This is a genomic window from Soonwooa sp. (assembly GCF_032062245.1).
Taxonomy (GTDB): Bacteria; Bacteroidota; Bacteroidia; order Flavobacteriales; family Weeksellaceae; genus Soonwooa.
In genome coordinates this window covers 115,846-134,095 of the sequence record NZ_DAMBQF010000002.1, presented here as the reverse complement: position 1 = coordinate 134,095, position 18,250 = coordinate 115,846, and the positions used below count along the sequence as shown (strand labels likewise).

Sequence of the window (18,250 nt, the reverse complement as noted above, 5' to 3'; positions counted from 1 at the left end):
TTGACTGCCAATTGTCGAATGGCGAGTTTCAGTTGTCGAATGGTGAGATTTTGCCCACCAATCTCATTTTATATCTTTTGGAAAAGATTGAGAAATTCTGTCTTTTTCGCACGACTGATGTTGACGAATTTTCCGTCATTCATCACGATTTCGCCGCCATCTCCACGAATATATTGTTTAACAAATTTCAAATTAATAATGTAAGATTTGTGCGCTCGGAAAAAATTTGGTTGATCGCTCAACACTTCTTCAAACATCGAAATTCCTTTACTAATAAGGTGTTTGGTTTGATCTTTCATCACGATATTGCAATAAGAACCACTAGCCTCTACATACATAATATCTTCGATCATCACAAACAATAAGCCTTCTTGCACCGATAGCGCAATCCTATCTTGGATTTTTTCTTTATCAAATTTATAAACATTACTCAATTGTTCTTTTGAAACAAAGAGTTGATCCTGTCGAAATCTTTCTAAAAGTTCCTGAATATCTTCCACAGAAATAGGTTTTAGAAGGTAATCTAGCGCACTCATTTTCAAAGCTTTAATCGCATATTGATTGTAAGCCGTCGTAAAAACGAATTTAAAATCAAAAGATTCAAACTGTTCCAAAACTTCAAAACCTGTAAGATTTGGCATTTCGATATCCAGAAAAACAATATCTGGTTTTAAGCTATCTATTGCTGCTTTCGCTTCGCGACTGTCTTGCAAAATCGCCAATATCTCGACATCATCAACCTGTTTAAGAAGATGTTCTAAGGTGATAAGGCAATGTTTCTCATCATCCAAAATAATAGTTTTAATCATGTCTATTCATTATTTTGATTAATACTTTTGTTCCTATTCCGACTGAGTTTTCGTCGTATAAATCAAGAATATCAACTTGATTTCTTTTGTCCAAACCAAGAATTCGGCCTTTGGTAATTTCTAAACCATAAGATTTGTGCGTCGAAGATTTTCTAATCTCAGCGGCTTTTTTTCGGCCGACACCGTCATCTTCGATCTCGATAACAATCATCTCAAAATTATCAACATCACGCGAAAATCTAATTTCCAAATGTCCTTTTCCATTTTTATGATTGATACCATGCCAAATTGCATTTTCTAAAAAAGGTTGCAAAATAAGCGGCGGAATACTGACTTCTTCTGGTTCCATGTCGTCAGAAATCATCATATTATAATCAAATTTATGCTCCATTCGTACTGCTTCGAGATCAAGATAAAGTTTTGTCGCCTCTAATTCCTCTTTCAGACTAATCGTTTCTTTCTGCGAATTATCGAGAATCTTGCGCATCAATTTTGAAAATGATGTCAAATATCTACTCGCTTCTTTGTCTTTATTCTGAATGATAAAACTGTTAATCGAATTAAGCGAATTGAACAAAAAATGAGGATTCATCTGCGATCGCAACATTTTGTTTTCATTTTCTTTGGCACGTTTTTTTAGAATACCTTTTTGTTTTTCTTGTTGAACTAAAAAATAAGTGAATCTAAATGTCATAATTGCCACCAACAAAAGACTTAACAACCAAAACCACCACGTTTTATAAAATGGTGCTGAAATATAAAACTTAAACTTCAAAGTTCTTGGTTGGATATTCCCGAGATTGTCGCCCACTTGGACTTCGACAAGATAATCTCCTGCAACAGGCTTTACAAGGCTAATTTTTGGTTCGTTTCCGAGATAAGTCCATTCTTCATTGTTAATTCTGTATCGATAGATAAGCTTGTCTCTGTCAGCAAAATTTAATGCAGAAAAATGAAAATCCAATTGATTGAGTTCTTTTTCTTTAAACTTTAAAACTTCATTTTCTCCAAAATCTAAATTCTCATTATTGGCTTTAATACTTGTCAATTTTAAAACATTGATTAACTCAGTACGAAGAATCGTTTTCAGATAAATTTTTTGAACATTATACTCGCTTGAGAAATACAACCAATCATCTTTTGTCAAACAAAAGGCTTGTGTAACGTCATTGGAAGCTAAACCATCAATTTTGGAAAGCCGAATCGTCTTATCATTTTTAAGATTGAATTGATACAGACCTTCTCCACTTCCGAACCAAATATTGGCTTTAGAATCTTGCGCAATGCCTTGGATATTATCATTCCCGATTTTGAATTCTCTAGTGTTCATCGACTTTACAATAACGCCATCAGGATTAACGATATTCCATCCGCCGTAGGCCGAAAAAATCACATTTCCATTTTGCAAAAAAGCTACGCGATTGTAATAATCCGCAATAAAAGAATCATGATTATTTTTAATTTTAGTAATTTGTTGAAAAGCTTTCGATTTTTTATCAAAATAAGAAATCCCAAAATCCTGAGGCATCCAACTTGCAAGCCACATTTTATCGCCTTTTGTCACCAAATCATTAAATAAATTGATGCTAAAAAAGCTTTTATTATTATTTAAAAATGTTGGTAATTCTTTCAAACTCAACAAATCATAAACCCTAATTGGTCCAGAATCTGGAAGTACCCAAATTTTAGAATCCCAAACCTTAGCAAGCTTCGCTTTATAATTCTCACTCGTAATTATTTTTTCAAATGGCTCATTATCATTTATTTTCTTTCTAAAGATCCCAACATCCGTCGCAACATACAGCATTTGCCCATCGATAGACAAACGTGTCGGCGTCCCAGATATTGGAAAAGTCTCAATTTGCTTATCTATATTTTCACGATAAATCAACTGTTGTTGATCTGCAAACCACACTTGCCCGAGTGGATCTTCTACAATATCAGCGATAATTTTGGGAACAGGTTTGTTAAGATTAATACTCAGAATTTTGTTTTGTTCTTTAAAAACTTTAAGAAGTCCGTTGTTGGTTGACACCCAAAAAATTCCAGTTTCTGAATCGTAAAAAACATGATTTATCGTTTCGAGACTTTGGACAATCGTCTGAGTTTTATTGCTTTTAACATCGAAAGTAGAGACTTGATGTTCATCATAAAAAGCCAACAAGTTATTAGAAATCGGCTGTTGGACAAACTTTGCAGAAGTCGTCAAAAGCACTTGCTTAGGAATAACGGATTGCTCATCAAGCTTTCCGAGCCAAGCGTCGGGTGACGTCACAAAAATATCGTTGCCTAATTGTGTTGCGCTATTGATATTTTCTCGTTTAACCAAAGATATTTTATCCAAAGATCTATCCCACTCAAAAATCCCAAACTTAGAAAACATCAACAAGCCTTTCTTACTTGGTATAAATTGAAAATTAAATTTTAAATCCTTATTTTTTTTATCAATTAAAAAGCTTTTTTGTTTTTTAGTTTTTAAATCAAAATATTTAACATGATTAAAATCTGTCGACCAAACTTTATCTTCATAATAAAAAATATTTTCGAAATGATCGTTGTTAGGATTACTATCTCGAAAATTAACTGGATATAAAATCTCTAATTTACTATGGACATTATTTAGTTTTATTAAGCCTTTTCCCGTTTCTTCCAAGAAAATACTTTGTTGATCGGTGGTTGCAAAATAGACCGATGACGAAATATCTTTATGCGGAACGAAAACATAAGCATCATAGACAGAAATCCCTTTTTGGGTGTAGATATACAGGAAATTATCTTTTTTGAAAGTACCAAACACTTTATCAGACGGCAATCCATCGGTATATTGCACTAACTCAGTCCGATAAACAGACTGAGATAAATAGAAAATCGGTATCAAGAAAAATAATAATCTTGCTAGCATTTTGTCGACATTGGTGTTTTCGAAAGGAAATTAAGCAATTTTTGCAAAATCTAAATTCTACTAAACAAATATCAACAATTAGCTTACACAAGGCGATGCCGATTGTCGAATGGTGAGTTTGGGTTGTCGTATGGTGGGTTTTGACCAACAAAAAACGCATCGAAGATTGCTCTCCGATGCGTTTTACCAAACTAACTATTAACTTTAATTAACTATTTTTAAGCGCTTCAGCTCCCGAAACGATCTCAAGGATTTCGTTTGTAATGGCAGCTTGACGAGCTTTATTATAGAATATTTTAAGCTCATTTCTCAAAGCTTCCGCGTTATCAGTAGCTTTGTGCATCGCAGTCATACGCGCACCATGCTCAGAAGCTACAGAATCTAGAATACCTTTGTATACTTGCGTCTTGATAGACTTAGGAATCAAAGTTTCAAGAATCTCTTGTCTTCCTGGTTCAAAAACATAATCAACATTAATTTCTGATGTTTTCTCAGGCATTGCGATAGGAAGTACTTGCTCTGTTACAACCTCTTGAGTTGCTGCATTAATGAATTTGTTATACACTAGATAAACTTTATCAAATTTACCAGTCTTATAATCATCCATTATTTTTTGAGTCATTTTAGCAACATTCTCAAAAGAAAGGTTATCATACAAAGAACTGTGATTTTCGAAAACTGTTTTGTTTCTTCTAACCGCATCGTATACTTTTTTACCAATCGTGATAATCTCAACATTGTGATTTTGGTTGTTAGAAAGCTGATGGTTAAGTTCTTTAATAACCGAAGAGTTGAAAGCACCAGCAAGACCTCTGTTAGAAGTAACAACGATGTAAAGAACATTCTTCACTTCGCGTGCTACTGCGTATTCTGAAACATTTTCGGAGTCAGAGCTAGAGCTAACGTTTTCTATAATTTCTTGAAGCTTTTCAGAATAAGGTCTTAGCATTACGATAGCATCTTGCGCTTTCTTTAGTTTCGCTGCGGAAACCATTTTCATCGCGCTAGTAATCTGCATCGTAGATGAGATGGACGTAATTCTGCCTCTAATTTCTTTTAAGTTTGCCATATTGTATTTAGTTGTTGGTTGTCGGTTGTTGGTTGTTAGTCTTAGAAATTTCCATCAACTATCAACCAAAAACCATCAACTAATTTTTATTAATTATATTTTGCAGATAAATCTGTAGCAACTTGCTTTAACACACCAGTGATATCGTTATCGATTTTACCAGCTTTAAGCGCTGACATAACTTCTGGGTGTTTGTTTTTAAGGAACTCAACGTACTCAACGATGAATTCTTTAACTTTATCAATTGGGATATTTTTTAACAAGTTTTCTGTACCAGCGTAGATCATCGCAATTTGATTTTCTACTGGAAGTGGTGAGTTAACTGGTTGCTTAAGAAGCTCCACATTTCTTTCACCTTTTCCGATAACTGCAAGTGTAGAAGCATCTAGATCTGAACCGAATTTAGCAAAAGCTTCAAGTTCTTTGTATTGCGCTTGGTCAAGCTTCAAAGTACCAGATACTTTTTTCATTGCTTTGATCTGTGCGTTACCACCAACACGAGATACAGAGATACCTACGTTAATTGCTGGACGAACCCCAGAGTTGAACAAGTCTGACTCCAAGAAAATCTGTCCATCTGTAATGGAAATTACGTTAGTTGGGATATATGCAGATACGTCACCCGCTTGCGTTTCGATAATTGGAAGTGCTGTTAAAGATCCTCCACCTTTTACTAATGGTCTTAGAGATTCTGGAAGGTCGTTCATTTGAGATGCAATTGTATCGTCGGCAATAACTTTAGCAGCTCTTTCTAACAATCTTGAGTGAAGGTAGAATACGTCTCCTGGATAAGCCTCACGTCCTGGTGGTCTTCTTAATAGCAAAGACAACTCACGGTAAGCAACGGCTTGTTTTGATAAATCATCATAAACGATTAATGCTGGACGACCGGTGTCTCTGAAGAACTCACCAATAGAAGCTCCTGCCATAGCAGAATATACCTGCATCGGAACTGGATCCGAAGCGTTAGCAGCAACAACAACTGTATAAGCCATTGCGCCTTTATCTGTTAATGTTTGTACGATTTGCGCAACTGTAGACGCTTTTTGTCCGATTGCAACATAGATACAGTATACTGGTTTCCCAGCATCATAGAATTCTTTTTGGTTGATGATGGTGTCAATAGCAACGGTAGTTTTACCAGTTTGACGGTCACCAATGATAAGCTCTCTTTGTCCTCTACCTACAGGAATCATTGAGTCAATTGCTACGATACCTGATTGCAAAGGTTCAGTTACTGGTTGTCTATAGATAACACCTGGTGCTTTTCTTTCAAGAGGCATGTCGTAAAGATCTCCTGTGATAGGACCTTTACCGTCGATTGGGTTACCCAATGTGTCAACAACTCTTCCTAACATACCTTCTCCTACTTTGATAGAAGAAATAGTGTTAGTTCTTTTAACAGTATCTCCTTCTTTTACAAGTTTTGATTCTCCAAGTAGAGCAACACCAACGTTGTCTTCTTCAAGGTTCAATACAATACCTTCAACACCACTTTCGAATTTTACCAATTCTCCGTATTGTACGTTTTCTAAACCGTAAACACGTGCAATACCATCACCGATAGAAAGTACAGTACCTACTTCCTCTACGTTAGATTGCGTATCGAAATTTGCTAATTGTTGCTTCAGTATCGCCGATACTTCTGCTGGATTTATTTCTGCCATTTTATGGTTGTTTTTTCTTAATTAAGTTGAAATTCTTTCTTAATGTTATTAAGTTTTGTTTTCACAGAAGCGTCGATTTGCTTATCACCAACTCTTAGGATATATCCTCCCAAGATCTCTGGATTGATAATGCTTTCTACTTCGAAATCTGTATTGCTTGGAACCAATTGAGAAGCCTTAAGGATGTCTGTAACTGTCTCTCTTGACAAAGCTGTAGCAGATGTTAGAGATACACGTTTTGTCCCTCTGATATCTTCAACTTTGTTAATAAATTCTTGAGCAATATTTTTAAGTTGAGACTCACGTCCTTTCTTAATGGTCAATTTAATAAGATTTTGTGCAACAGGTGAAAAAGCTTTAAAAACTTCTCCAGCAACTTCAATCTTCTTTTTAGCATCAATAAAAGGTGTATCCAAGAATTGGTTTAACTCTTTTGATTGAGACATGATTTTCACCACATATTGCATCTCTGTGAAGACTGCATCTGTACTGCCAGCTTCTTGTGTAAACTCAAGAAGACCCTGTGCGTATCTTTTTGCAACTTTAGATGTTAGCATTGTTCTTAGTTAAGGTTAGACTTGTTGATTAAGTTTTCAACTAAAGCAGTTTGTGCTTCGTTGTTATCTAACTTTTGTTTTAGAATATTTTCTGCGATGCTTACAGACAATGTACCGATTTGGTTTTTGATATCTGCCATAGCTGCGTTTTTCTCTGTTTGGATAGAAGCTTTAGCATTAGCAATCATCTTTTCTCCTTCTACTTTAGCAACATCTTTAGCATCGTTAACGATTTTATCCTTCATCTCTCTAGCTTCTTTTAGGATCGCATCACGCTCTAACTTAGCTTCACGAAGAATTCTTTCGTTATCTTCTTTAAGTTGAGACATCTCTTGACGAGCCAATTTAGCTTGGTTAAGAGCATCTTGAATGTTGTTTTCTCTTTCTCTTACAGCACTTAAGATTGGAGACCAAGCAAATTTAGCCAACAAAGCTAAAAGTAGAATAAATACAACTGCAGTCCAAAATAAGTTACCAATTGAAGGCGTTAATAAGTCCATTATCTAAATGTATATTAAAGTTATAATTCGTTTTAGTTTAATAAAAGGATTCTACACACCAACCGTCTGTAGAATCCTTAATTGTTTTTATCCGTTACCTAGTAATGCTACTACGATACCGAATAGACCAGCACCCTCGATAAGAGCTGCTGCGATAATCATTGCAGTTAGGATTTTTCCTGATTGCTCTGGTTGTCTAGCGATACCTTCCATAGCGCTACCACCAATTTTACCAATACCTAATCCTACTCCTAGAACTGCTAAACCAGCTCCGATTGCTGCGATACTACCTGTCATAATGTTATAATTTAAAAAGTTGCTTTCTATTAATTAATTTTTAGTGATCGTGGTGAGGCTCCTCAACCGCAGATCCGATAAACAATGCCGTTAACATTGTGAAGATATAAGCTTGTAATGCTGCTACCAATACTTCTAACACATAGATGAATAATGTTAAACCTAAAGATACTGGCGCAATCATATAAGTTTTCATGATGAAGATCAACGCGATCAAACTCATGATAATGATGTGTCCTGCAGTCATGTTAGCAAAAAGACGAATCATCAATGCGAAAGGCTTAGTAATAATTCCTAATAATTCTACAGGAACCAAGATAATGTATACTAAGATTTTACCACCGAAAGGCATATTATTTCCTAATGGATCTAACATGTGCATCCAATATGTTTTCTTCCCACTAAGGTTAACCACTAACAATGTGAACACTGCCATAACCATTGTAAAGGCGATGTTACCAGTTGTGTTAGCTGCTCCCGGTACAAGTCCAAGAATATTAAGAACCCAGATGAATAAGAATAATGTTACTAAATAAGGAACATACTTTCTATATTTAACCGAACCGATGTTTTGTAAAGCGATATCATCTCTTACGAAAAGAATGATTGGTTCCATAAACTTCGCGACACCACTTGGCACAGCTGATTTTTTGTAACTAGCTTTTGTCGCGAATGCTAAAAGAATAATAATGATAGCTGCCAAAATCATTTGTGCAACCACTTTAGTAATAGAGAAATCTAAAGGCTTAGCATTAGTAGGATGCTCTACGCCTTTTTCATCTTTTTCGATGTTAAGTGTTCCAGCGGCGTCAGTTTTATAAATTTTACCGTGGTATAGTTTATAATTCTCTCCATCAACGTTAGCAACCAATTCGCCTTCGTGACCGAATTTTGCAGAACTGAAAACTTTCAATCCATTATCTACTAAAATAACTGGAAGTGGAAAACCAACAGAGCTCTCGCCCTCTCCCCACAAATGCCAGTAATGGCCATCAGCAATGTGATGCATAATGAACGGTACAGGATTGTACTTTTCCTCAGTTCCTGCTACTGTAGCTGTTTCGCTAGCTTTCACAAAAGAAAAGCTAAAAACAAAAACATGAAGGAAAATTAACAGTTTTTTAAAATTCATGACTAGATCGATTTCTAAAATTTTTTTGCAAAAATATAAAATAATATCCGATTTTGGGAAATCTTTAACTCAAATATTTTTATGACATTCGTCTTGTTTTCTTACCAAAGCCACAACAAGAACAACTTCCGCCGCAAGATACAACCAATACATTCCAAAATAAACTAAAAGATTGTTTTTAAAATCTGATTCAAACAAAGCAATATATCCTATCGCAAAAAGCTTAAAAACTACAAATCCCAAAAATATAAAGCCTATAATATTTTTCTTTTTTAAACCAAAAACCAAAAGCATTGTTACAACTCCAACTAAGGTAACGAAAAATAACAAAAAATGGATTTTATAACTTAAATTCAGAATGCCCTGAGTCTCCAATATCCATTGAACCAAGAACATCAAAGCAGAGAACAAAAGAAATAATAACGCGTACGTTGGGATAAGCTTCAGATTCTTCATTTTGGCAAAACTACCAAAAATTATTCAGAACTACTTTATTTATTATAAATTCGTTATTTTTGCAAATCTAATTTTCTAAACAATGTTCAATAGTTTACAAGACAAACTTGATAAAGCCTTACACAACATATCTGGTCGAGGCAAAATTACCGAGATTAACGTAGCCGAAACGGTTAAAGAAATTCGTCGTGCCTTGGTAGATGCCGATGTTAACTACAAAGTAGCAAAAGACCTCACCAAAAGAGTTCAAGACAAAGCTATTGGTCAAAATGTATTGACCTCTTTAACACCTGGCCAGTTGATGACCAAAATCGTCCATGACGAATTGGTGGATCTTATGGGAGGATCACAAGAAGGCATCAACCTTTCTGAAAAGCCGACAATTATTTTGATTGCTGGTTTGCAAGGTTCTGGTAAAACGACTTTTTCGGGAAAGTTAGCCAATTATCTGAAACAAAAAAGGAGCAAAAAGCCTCTATTGGTAGCATGTGACGTCTATCGTCCTGCAGCTATTGATCAGCTAAAAGTTTTGGGCGCTCAGATTGGAGTTCCGGTATATACAGAAGATGGAAATCTTAAGCCTGTTAGCATTTCTGAAAACGCCATTAATTTTGCTAAACAAAACAACCACGACGTTATCATCATCGATACCGCGGGACGTTTGGCAATTGATCAAGAAATGATGAACGAAATCCGCACCGTTCATCAAGCTGTAAAACCTACAGAAACACTTTTCGTTGTTGACTCGATGACAGGACAAGATGCTGTTAACACAGCAAAGGCCTTCAACGACGTTCTTAACTACAACGGTGTTGTCCTTACCAAATTGGATGGTGACACGCGTGGTGGTGCGGCTTTAACCATTCGTTCGGTGGTTGAGAAGCCAATTAAATTTATTTCTACAGGTGAGAAAATGGAAGCCTTAGATCTTTTCTACCCAGAAAGGATGGCTGACAGAATCTTAGGAATGGGTGACGTTGTTTCCTTGGTAGAAAGAGCTCAGGAGCAATTTGATGAAGAGGAAGCAAAAAGACTTCACAAGAAAATCGCTAAAAACGAATTTGGTTTTGATGACTTTTTAAAACAAATTCACCAAATCAAAAAAATGGGTAATATGAAAGATCTTATGGGGATGCTACCTGGAGTTGGTAAAGCGATAAAAGATGTTGACATTAGCGATGATTCTTTCAAACATATCGAAGCGATTATCTACAGTATGACGCCAGAAGAAAGAAGAAAACCATCAACTATCAATATGTCTCGTAAACAACGTATTGCAAAAGGTGCTGGTAGAAAACTTGAAGAAGTTAACCAACTGATGAAGCAATTCGAGCAAATGGGGAAAATGATGAAAATGATGCAAGGTCCTCAAGGAAAACAAATGATGCAGATGATGAGCAAGATGCCAAATATGCCAGGAATGGGCGGCGGATTGTTCGGAGGAAAATAATTTTTTATTAATTCAATTTTTAGATAAAAAAAACTCTCAGATTGCTCTGAGAGTTTTTTTTTTATTTTATGTGTTAAGATTAGAACTTATATCCTACACCAACTTGGAAGTAATTTAATTTTAGCGAAGAATCCACCTCTTTTTTATAGATTTTGGACACGCCTAAATTATATCTTGCATCCACAACAAATGCGTTCATGAAAGTATAATCTACCCCAAACTGAACACCAAATGTTGGTTTTGCTAAATTATCATTTAAAACTTTGTTAAATTGATGTAACTCCGAAGCCATTTCCTGATTAGCTTCATTAATAACATCTGCTGGCAAATTAGATTCTTTATACTCACCTTTTATTTTGCTAGACGTCGTGATGGAAATATTTGGACCAGCGTATACAGACAGTTCTGGTATAACATAATATTTAAGTGAAATCGGGAAAACAATTTGCTCATATCCAAAATCCATATTTAATTTTGCGTAACTGCCAGATTCTGATAATTGCCCTTGATATTTCCCTCCTAATCCAGCATACAAACCTTCGATCTGAACTGCAATTTTTTCGTTAAATTTTTGCTCAAAAAACAGACCAATAAAGAAGTCAGAACGCCCTTTTTTATCTAAAGCCACTTGTTCAAAATCCATATTTTCTTTAGTATTAATTTGCGAGTTTATATACCCACCTTTAATACCAAAAGAAGATTTTTGAGCATTCATTGCCCCAAAAAGTGCCAAAGCACCAACCAATAATATTTTTTTCATTGTTTATTAAAATATTGCGCAAAAATATAATTATTTATCAAATTAACAAAATTTAACTAAAATTCACTCGTTAAATTTTAATTTAAAAAAAAATATACAACTAAAATGTTCAGATAAAAAACCAAATTATCGAAAAATATTATAATTTATATAAAATTAAGTGAAATAATTTTATAAAAAAACACCCAAAAAAGTTGAGCATTCTTTATATTATTATTTAAAAATTAGTTAAATCGGTAACCTATACCAACATTAAGATAATTAGCTCTAATAGAATAGCCCGAAGGCGCATTCTTAAGATGATTATTTAATTGGAAAGAATATCATACTTCAGCAAAAAACTTTGGTGTAAAGTCATCAACTAATGTGACTTTATTTAATATTTAAAAATAAAAAAGAGCAACCTTTCGATTGCTCTTAAAATAAATATTTTGTTGTAAAATCTTATTTGAAAAGATATTTAACACCAAAAGTAACTGATCCTAAGTTAAGTCCGAAATTATAATTATCATTTTTAACTTTGAAATTATTAGGATTCTCTTCTGGCTTAAAGCTAGTTGATCTATATCCAAACTCTCCAATTGTAGCCTCAATAGTCCAATTTGGAGAAATAATATAATCGATACCTGGTTTTACAACTACCCCAAAAGAATTAACATTTCCTTTAACATCAGCTTCTCCGTTTTCTTGACCTTTAAGACTACCAAACGCCATAGGAACAGACAATTGACCAAATAACAAGAAATTATCACTTACATTCCAATATTTTCTAACCAATGGCTCAACTGTAAAAGTAGAAACTGTAGATTTATCAAAACTTTCACCAAGTATTCCACCTGGCTCAGAAGTAGTAGATTGATATCCAACACCTACTCCAATTGCCAAATTAGGCGCTACAAAATATCCTACAACTGGTGCAACAGCAAATGAATTTTCTTTAGACTCATCGCTAGTTCCAAAATCACTAGTAACTTTGCTTTCGTTACCTGAATATGCAACTTGACCTGAAATAAATGTTGTCCCTTGAGCAATCTGTGCATTAACTGATGCGAAAAGTGCAACAGCACCTACTAAAAATAACTTTTTCATAATTGATTAAAATTGATGCTGCAAATTTATATCAATTAATTTTAACTGTTTTTAACAAAAATTATGAAATATATCAGCAAATTAGCTTTAAAAAATAAATATTCAATTTAACATTTAACAATGATTTCAGAAAACTATTTAGAAAAATTTAAAAATACTTTGCATTGAGTATTAAAAAACAACACCACAAGTGGTTTCATGCAAAAAAAAGTATTTCCTAATCATAGTTTCGACAACCGAGAAATAAAAAAGCATCCAAGATCTGGATGCTTTAAATTTATAAAATATAAGTACTTAATTACTTCCCAAAAGAATACGCATAACCCAAGTTAACAGAACCTGAACTTCCACCGTCAGCAGAAATACCTCTGTAGCTTAAGTTAACCTCGCTAGGACCAAAGTGGTAAGCTGCTTTTGGAGCATAATAGAAACCACCGTCACTTTCGCCATCTGAAAATGCAAACCCGTAACCTAAATCTACTGTTAAGCTAAATTCTGGTGTGAAACGATACTGCCCTGATGCAGCAATTGGAACAAGATTTACATTCTTCACGCCATAATCCTTATATTCAGATTTCGGAAAATAGGTTTGAAAACCTGATGCAAGACCTACATTAAAGTCCGCTGCAACTGGCCAAAGATAAGAAGCATCTGCACCAATAGAAAATCCATAACCTGTCGATAAATCTCCAACTGGTAAACCTAGGTTAGCTCCTAATTTAAATCCTGATTGAGCGTCCATTGCTCCAAAAAGTGCTAAAGCACCTACTAAAAATAACTTTTTCATAATTCTAATGTTTGTATTGATTTTGTTATATATTTTTTATGATGCAAATTCGAGACCAAATTATAAAATATGTTAAAATTTAAAATAAACATTATATATTAAAAATGCAAAAACCTGCTTACACAGGCTCTTGCAAAAGATTTCGAATTAGTAAATTTTTTGATTATGTTAATTTATTTAACATTAAAATTAATAGTTTGGTTGTGATAAACTCCAGAAAGCTTGATTATGATCGCACTTTTCCATCTCGATTCAGGTTTTAATTGTGGGTTTTCGACATCTTCGCCAATGATATTCAACTTATCACCACTTTTTACGATAGAAACAACTTTGATATCATTTTTAGTTTTAGGCGTTGCATTTATTGCAATGAGCATTTCGTTAGCATCATATACAGGAATAGGAATTTGTCCGTAACCTTTCGGCGAAGCATTCAAAAACTGATACAAATAGTCAATCTCTTGTTGATTATTTAATATTCTGGAAGTATTATCTCCTAACATCTCAAGTTTTGATTGATGAATCACCTCAAAAGCGATAGAATCCGAAGTAACTACTTTATTTTGAGGTGTACATTGTAATACTAAAACAGTTACTAACAATATATATAAGTATTTCACACTCAAAAATTATTTATTTGGTTGATTTTGTTGATCTTCTTTATTGTAAGCCAAGATAATTTTCTTAACCACCGGATGTCTAACAACATCTTCTTCTGTTAAATACACAAAACCAATTTCTTCAACATCTTTCAAAATCCTCATAGATTCTCGAAGTCCAGATTGTTGATTTTTAGGCAAGTCAACCTGACTAGGATCGCCTGTGATAATAAATTTAGCATTCATTCCCATTCTTGTTAAAAACATTTTCATTTGAGAATGTGTCGTATTTTGTGCTTCATCCAAAATTACAAAAGCATCATCCAACGTACGTCCACGCATAAAAGCCAAAGGTGCTACTTCGATAACTTTCTTTTCCATAAAGCCTTCTAGCTTTTCATGCGGAATCATATCACGAAGGGCGTCATATAATGGTTGCAAATACGGATCTAATTTTTCTTTGAGGTCGCCAGGTAAAAATCCCAAACTCTCGCCCGCTTCCACAGCTGGTCTCGTCAAGATAATCCTTTTAACCTCTTTATCACGAAGTGCTCGTACCGCTAAAGCCACACTGGTATAGGTTTTCCCAGTTCCGGCAGGTCCAATTGCGAACACCATATCTTTCTTATCAGTAGTTTTTACTAATTTTTTAAGATTGGATGTTTTTGCTTTGATAACTTTTCCGTTAACACCTTTAACAATGATATCTTGGTCAAAAACCAATTGCTTTTCTTCCTCGGATTTTATTTTTAAAATAGATTCAACATTTTTGAGATCGATACTGTTATGTTTAGAAATAAAAGCAACAATATCGTCAAGTCTAGATTTAAGAACATCCAAAGTTTCTTGATTACCCATCGCAAAAATATAATTATCGCGACCCGTAATTTTAAGAGTTGGAAAGCTAGATTTAATTAAATTAAAGTATTGATTCTGTACACCATAGAAGATTTTTGTATCGATGTCAGAAATTTCATAATTTAGTTCATACATATATTTTCAGAGTATTTTCCTAACAAATATATAGAATTGATTTGAGGAAAGCCTTGACCTGAGCATATATTTATAGTTAATTTTGCATAAAATAAAAGAGATGCCAATTATAAGTTTAACTTCGGATTACGGAACCGTCGACCATCGCGTTGCCTGCATCAAAGGCAGTCTTCTTAGTCAGAACGAAAACATAAAATTGGTTGACATTAGCCACGATATTTTAGCCTACAATCTTCAACAGACGGCCTATATTATTAGAAGTTCTTACAAAAGCTTCCCAACTGGCAGTATTCACATAATTTGCGTTGACAGCTTTTATCATAAAGACCGAAAAAACATCCTCGCAAAAGTTGATGGACATTACTTTTTAGCGGCTGACAACGGCGTTCTTAATTTAATTTTTTTCGATATTAAACCCGATTACGTTTACGAAATCACACTGAATAAAAGATTTGATGACACGATTAACTTTACGGCAACGGATATTTTTGTCCCTGCTGCCATCCACCTTTCTAATGGTGGCGTGCCAGAAGTTATTGGTCGTCCAACGCTAGATACAAAGGAGACTTTTTTTGTGAATGCAAGCTACAAAGCTTCCGAAAAAATGATTATCGGCGAAGTAATGTATGTTGACAATTTTGGAAATGTAATCTCAAATATCCATAAAAGTCTTTTTGAAAAACATGCGAGCAATTTCGAATCTTTTACGATTAAATTCAGGAATATAGTTTTGACAAAGATTTTTAATCAATACACAGATTTGATCCCAAATTGGGAACAAGAACAAGAATATCACGGTAAATCTGCGGTTATATTTAATGATAATAATCTTCTCGAATTAACTGTATACAAAGGCAGTCTTCACAACGGCGCCGCTTCTTTATTCGGTATGAATATGGGCGAAAAAATCTATATCGAATTCGAGTAAAGTCTAAAATAAAAAAGCGTTTGTTGTTAACAAACGCTTTTTTATTTTTAATTTCTTAATAAATTATTTAACAAACTTTTTAGAAATAACTTGTCCTTCAATTGTTGCATAAGCGACGTAAACACCGGCAGCAAGTCTACTAATGTTAACTTCAGAATTTCGGTCAACTGCTAGATCTGTTTTAACAATTTTCCCAGCCATATCAAAAATCTCCAACTTATCAATCACTTTATTTGATTTTACTATTAATGTATTTTTTGATCCAGTAACAGCTAATGAAAAGCCGATCGTTTTAACATCAATAGTAGATAATGTTTTACATTCTACTTTCGCAATCCATCCTTTCTCAACAACCGAAGCATTAGATGAAAAACGTATTGTGATTGCTCCTGTCGGGTGTGTCGATTCGAAAGAACCTAAATTTTGCGTTCCCGAAATATTAATTGAACCGTTATGTAAAAATGGTGTTGATGCAATATTAGGTCCGTCATAAATTCTCATCATATCTCCACCTTGTTCTGTTACAAACTCAGTAAACGTTAGCTTTATTTTATCATTAGGATTGCTAGGTGTAAAAGTTTTAATAATAACTTCACTATTACCATAATCGCGATCTTCGCCTCCAGAATCTGTAAAATTATAATTATTACCACACCATTGTGCATCTGTCATAATAAGTTGAGTCAAGGCATAAGAGTTTTCGCCACCACAATTAACGCCAACACTTACAGTATAATATGTATTAGGATCTAAAGTAGCAATATTAATGACTTTATTAGTTACAACACCAGTCTTAACAACAGTACCATCCGTTTTAGCAATTTTATATTTCCATTCAGTTCCTCCATTATTATCAATAATTGTCGCTGTAAGAGAATTTGGAGTCAGGTTGGAAATCTGAAGATTGGACACCGTGGGATTACAACCTGTCACACAATCTGTATTAAGACAAGCTTTGGAGTCTACCGTCTGACGAATTAACGCGCCTGGCTGCGGACCAAAACCTAATGCCAAGTTAACACCAACACCACCTACCAAATGACAATAACTCATTATCGTTCCTTTTGCGGGAATTGGACCATCACAACCTTCGGAAAAACCGCCAACTGGGCCACAACCATCGATTGGCGTGTTATCACCATTCCATACACAAGCATGCGTATGTGGCGAACCTAAAGAATGTCCCATCTCATGCGTCATTGCCATAATAGTCCAAGAATAAGTTGGCACATTTGAATAGGTCATATTAATACCGGAATAAGCATATTTACTTGTAGAGCACAAAGAGTTAAGGTAAGCTACACTTGTCGTTGAAGGATAATTAACGAGATGCGCTAGATCTCCATTAAAAGTTGTACGAGTAGCCTTAAACTTTGCTAAATTTTCGTCAAAACTTCCAGTATAAGGATCAGCTAAAGTCCATACAAAAATCTCATGCAATGACATTTTAACGCCATCATTATTGTACAAAGTTCCAATATTATTATGGATTGCTGTTATCCAGTTGGTTGTTTTAGTAACATCTCTCCCATTCTGAATGTAAGGTTTATTACAGATTTCATAATACACTCTTACACAATTCTCGGTTGTTTGAGCCGTTTTAGAGATTGTATCAGGATCAAATGAAATTTTCTGATTTTGATTTTCCATCAAAGCATCAGCCTTACAAATAAACTGACTTTTCCCCGTTAAAGTAGCATCGGAATAAACAATAAAATCTTCAGAAGAAACCGCCTTTCCTAATGCGATATTTCCAATCTTAAGATCAGAAGCCAATCCTACAACATCATCTTCAAAAAAACTAAACGCAACTATTGAAGATGCATCACCTTTAATAATACCTTGATAATATACGCCTGGTTTATAATTTTTGAATTCCCCTTTGTCCGTTTGAACAGTCAAATTCTTTTCACCTCCAAAAATATCATTCTGTAACAATTCGACAGTAATCATTTTTTCACGAAACGGAAAAGTCATTTCGATAGCTGTTGGTCGTTTTAAAACCAAATTCTCTAATTGTTTCTTGTCAAGATCTAGTACAATAGCATCAGTCGCAGATTGCTTGTATACAGCATTTTTGCTAGCGTCCTCGTTTTTTTTAAATAAATTGTAGCTTTCAAAACTTTGTTTACTTGTTTTGTAATCAATAATTCTCTTCGCTACTTTTTGTCCCGATTGACCAAAAGATAAAGAAAATGCACAAAACAAGAAAATAACATGTAATATTCTTTTCATTTTTATTTTATTATTAATGT

The 18,250-nt window shown here is 34.3% G+C and carries 17 protein-coding genes; 2 read left to right on the top strand and 15 right to left on the bottom strand.

All coding sequences use genetic code 11. The annotated features are described in order from the left end of the window. Positions 1-68 precede the first annotated feature (68 nt). The 9 genes from RT037_RS02400 to RT037_RS02360 all read right to left on the bottom strand — a co-directional run bounded on the left by RT037_RS02400 (position 69) and on the right by RT037_RS02360 (position 9,389). Positions 69-809, bottom strand: coding sequence for a LytTR family DNA-binding domain-containing protein (locus tag RT037_RS02400; protein WP_313027887.1), 741 nt, complete (start codon positions 807-809; stop codon positions 69-71). Further along, positions 802-3,711: a histidine kinase gene (locus tag RT037_RS02395; RefSeq protein ID WP_313027884.1), complete on the bottom strand. Its 2,910-nt coding sequence runs from the start codon at positions 3,709-3,711 to the stop codon at positions 802-804. The genes RT037_RS02400 and RT037_RS02395 overlap by 8 nt, the downstream gene beginning before the upstream one ends. A 208-nt stretch (positions 3,712-3,919) precedes the next feature. Continuing rightward, a complete protein-coding gene (gene atpG, locus RT037_RS02390) occupies positions 3,920-4,780 on the bottom strand; it encodes an ATP synthase F1 subunit gamma (protein WP_313027882.1) in 861 nt (286 codons plus the stop codon). A gap of 89 nt (positions 4,781-4,869) precedes the next feature. After that, positions 4,870-6,447 (bottom strand): F0F1 ATP synthase subunit alpha, encoded by a 1,578-nt coding sequence (gene atpA / locus RT037_RS02385; protein WP_313027879.1) that lies wholly within the window; start codon positions 6,445-6,447, stop codon positions 4,870-4,872. 17 nt (positions 6,448-6,464) lie between these two features. Continuing rightward, a complete protein-coding gene (gene atpH / locus RT037_RS02380; protein ID WP_313027877.1) occupies positions 6,465-7,004 on the bottom strand; it encodes an ATP synthase F1 subunit delta in 540 nt (179 codons plus the stop codon). Positions 7,005-7,009: 5 nt separating this feature from the next. Beyond that, entirely contained in the window at positions 7,010-7,504 is a 495-nt protein-coding gene (locus RT037_RS02375) for a F0F1 ATP synthase subunit B (protein WP_079666348.1), read from the bottom strand. Positions 7,505-7,591: 87 nt separating this feature from the next. Next, positions 7,592-7,801, bottom strand: a complete 210-nt coding sequence (atpE, locus tag RT037_RS02370) for an ATP synthase F0 subunit C (RefSeq protein ID WP_313027874.1) — start codon at positions 7,799-7,801, stop codon at positions 7,592-7,594. Between the two features lie 40 nt (positions 7,802-7,841). Further along, positions 7,842-8,933, bottom strand: a complete 1,092-nt coding sequence (gene atpB, locus RT037_RS02365; RefSeq protein ID WP_313027871.1) for a F0F1 ATP synthase subunit A — start codon at positions 8,931-8,933, stop codon at positions 7,842-7,844. A 69-nt stretch (positions 8,934-9,002) separates the two neighbouring features. Further along, positions 9,003-9,389 (bottom strand): hypothetical protein, encoded by a 387-nt coding sequence (locus RT037_RS02360; protein WP_165137243.1) that lies wholly within the window; start codon positions 9,387-9,389, stop codon positions 9,003-9,005. A gap of 82 nt (positions 9,390-9,471) precedes the next feature. On the opposite strand from RT037_RS02360, the gene ffh reads away from it, so the two are divergent. After that, on the top strand, positions 9,472-10,839 hold the full coding sequence (gene ffh, locus RT037_RS02355; protein WP_312322553.1) for a signal recognition particle protein: 1,368 nt from the start codon (positions 9,472-9,474) through the stop codon (positions 10,837-10,839). Between the two features lie 79 nt (positions 10,840-10,918). On the opposite strand, the gene RT037_RS02350 is transcribed toward ffh, so the two are convergent. The 5 genes from RT037_RS02350 to RT037_RS02330 form a co-directional block, all read right to left on the bottom strand. Further along, the gene (locus RT037_RS02350) at positions 10,919-11,599 is read right to left on the bottom strand and encodes a porin family protein (RefSeq protein ID WP_312322554.1); all 681 of its coding nucleotides are present in this window, start codon (positions 11,597-11,599) and stop codon (positions 10,919-10,921) included. Positions 11,600-12,043: 444 nt separating this feature from the next. Continuing rightward, positions 12,044-12,688, bottom strand: coding sequence for an outer membrane beta-barrel protein (locus RT037_RS02345; RefSeq protein ID WP_312322555.1), 645 nt, complete (start codon positions 12,686-12,688; stop codon positions 12,044-12,046). A 298-nt stretch (positions 12,689-12,986) separates the two neighbouring features. After that, positions 12,987-13,475 carry a hypothetical protein gene (locus RT037_RS02340; protein WP_313027869.1) on the bottom strand — a complete coding sequence of 163 codons (489 nt, stop codon included), beginning with the start codon at positions 13,473-13,475 and terminating at the stop codon, positions 12,987-12,989. 173 nt (positions 13,476-13,648) lie between these two features. Beyond that, on the bottom strand, positions 13,649-14,095 hold the full coding sequence (locus tag RT037_RS02335; protein WP_313027867.1) for a hypothetical protein: 447 nt from the start codon (positions 14,093-14,095) through the stop codon (positions 13,649-13,651). A gap of 9 nt (positions 14,096-14,104) precedes the next feature. Then, the gene (locus RT037_RS02330) at positions 14,105-15,067 is read right to left on the bottom strand and encodes a PhoH family protein (RefSeq protein ID WP_079666337.1); all 963 of its coding nucleotides are present in this window, start codon (positions 15,065-15,067) and stop codon (positions 14,105-14,107) included. A 100-nt stretch (positions 15,068-15,167) separates the two neighbouring features. Here RT037_RS02330 and RT037_RS02325 point away from each other — a divergent pair, with 100 nt between their 5' ends. After that, positions 15,168-15,995, top strand: a complete 828-nt coding sequence (locus RT037_RS02325) for an SAM-dependent chlorinase/fluorinase (protein WP_312324557.1) — start codon at positions 15,168-15,170, stop codon at positions 15,993-15,995. A 63-nt stretch (positions 15,996-16,058) separates the two neighbouring features. On the opposite strand, the gene RT037_RS02320 is transcribed toward RT037_RS02325, so the two are convergent. Then, a complete protein-coding gene (locus RT037_RS02320; protein ID WP_313027864.1) occupies positions 16,059-18,230 on the bottom strand; it encodes a M12 family metallo-peptidase in 2,172 nt (723 codons plus the stop codon). Positions 18,231-18,250: the final 20 nt, after the last annotated feature.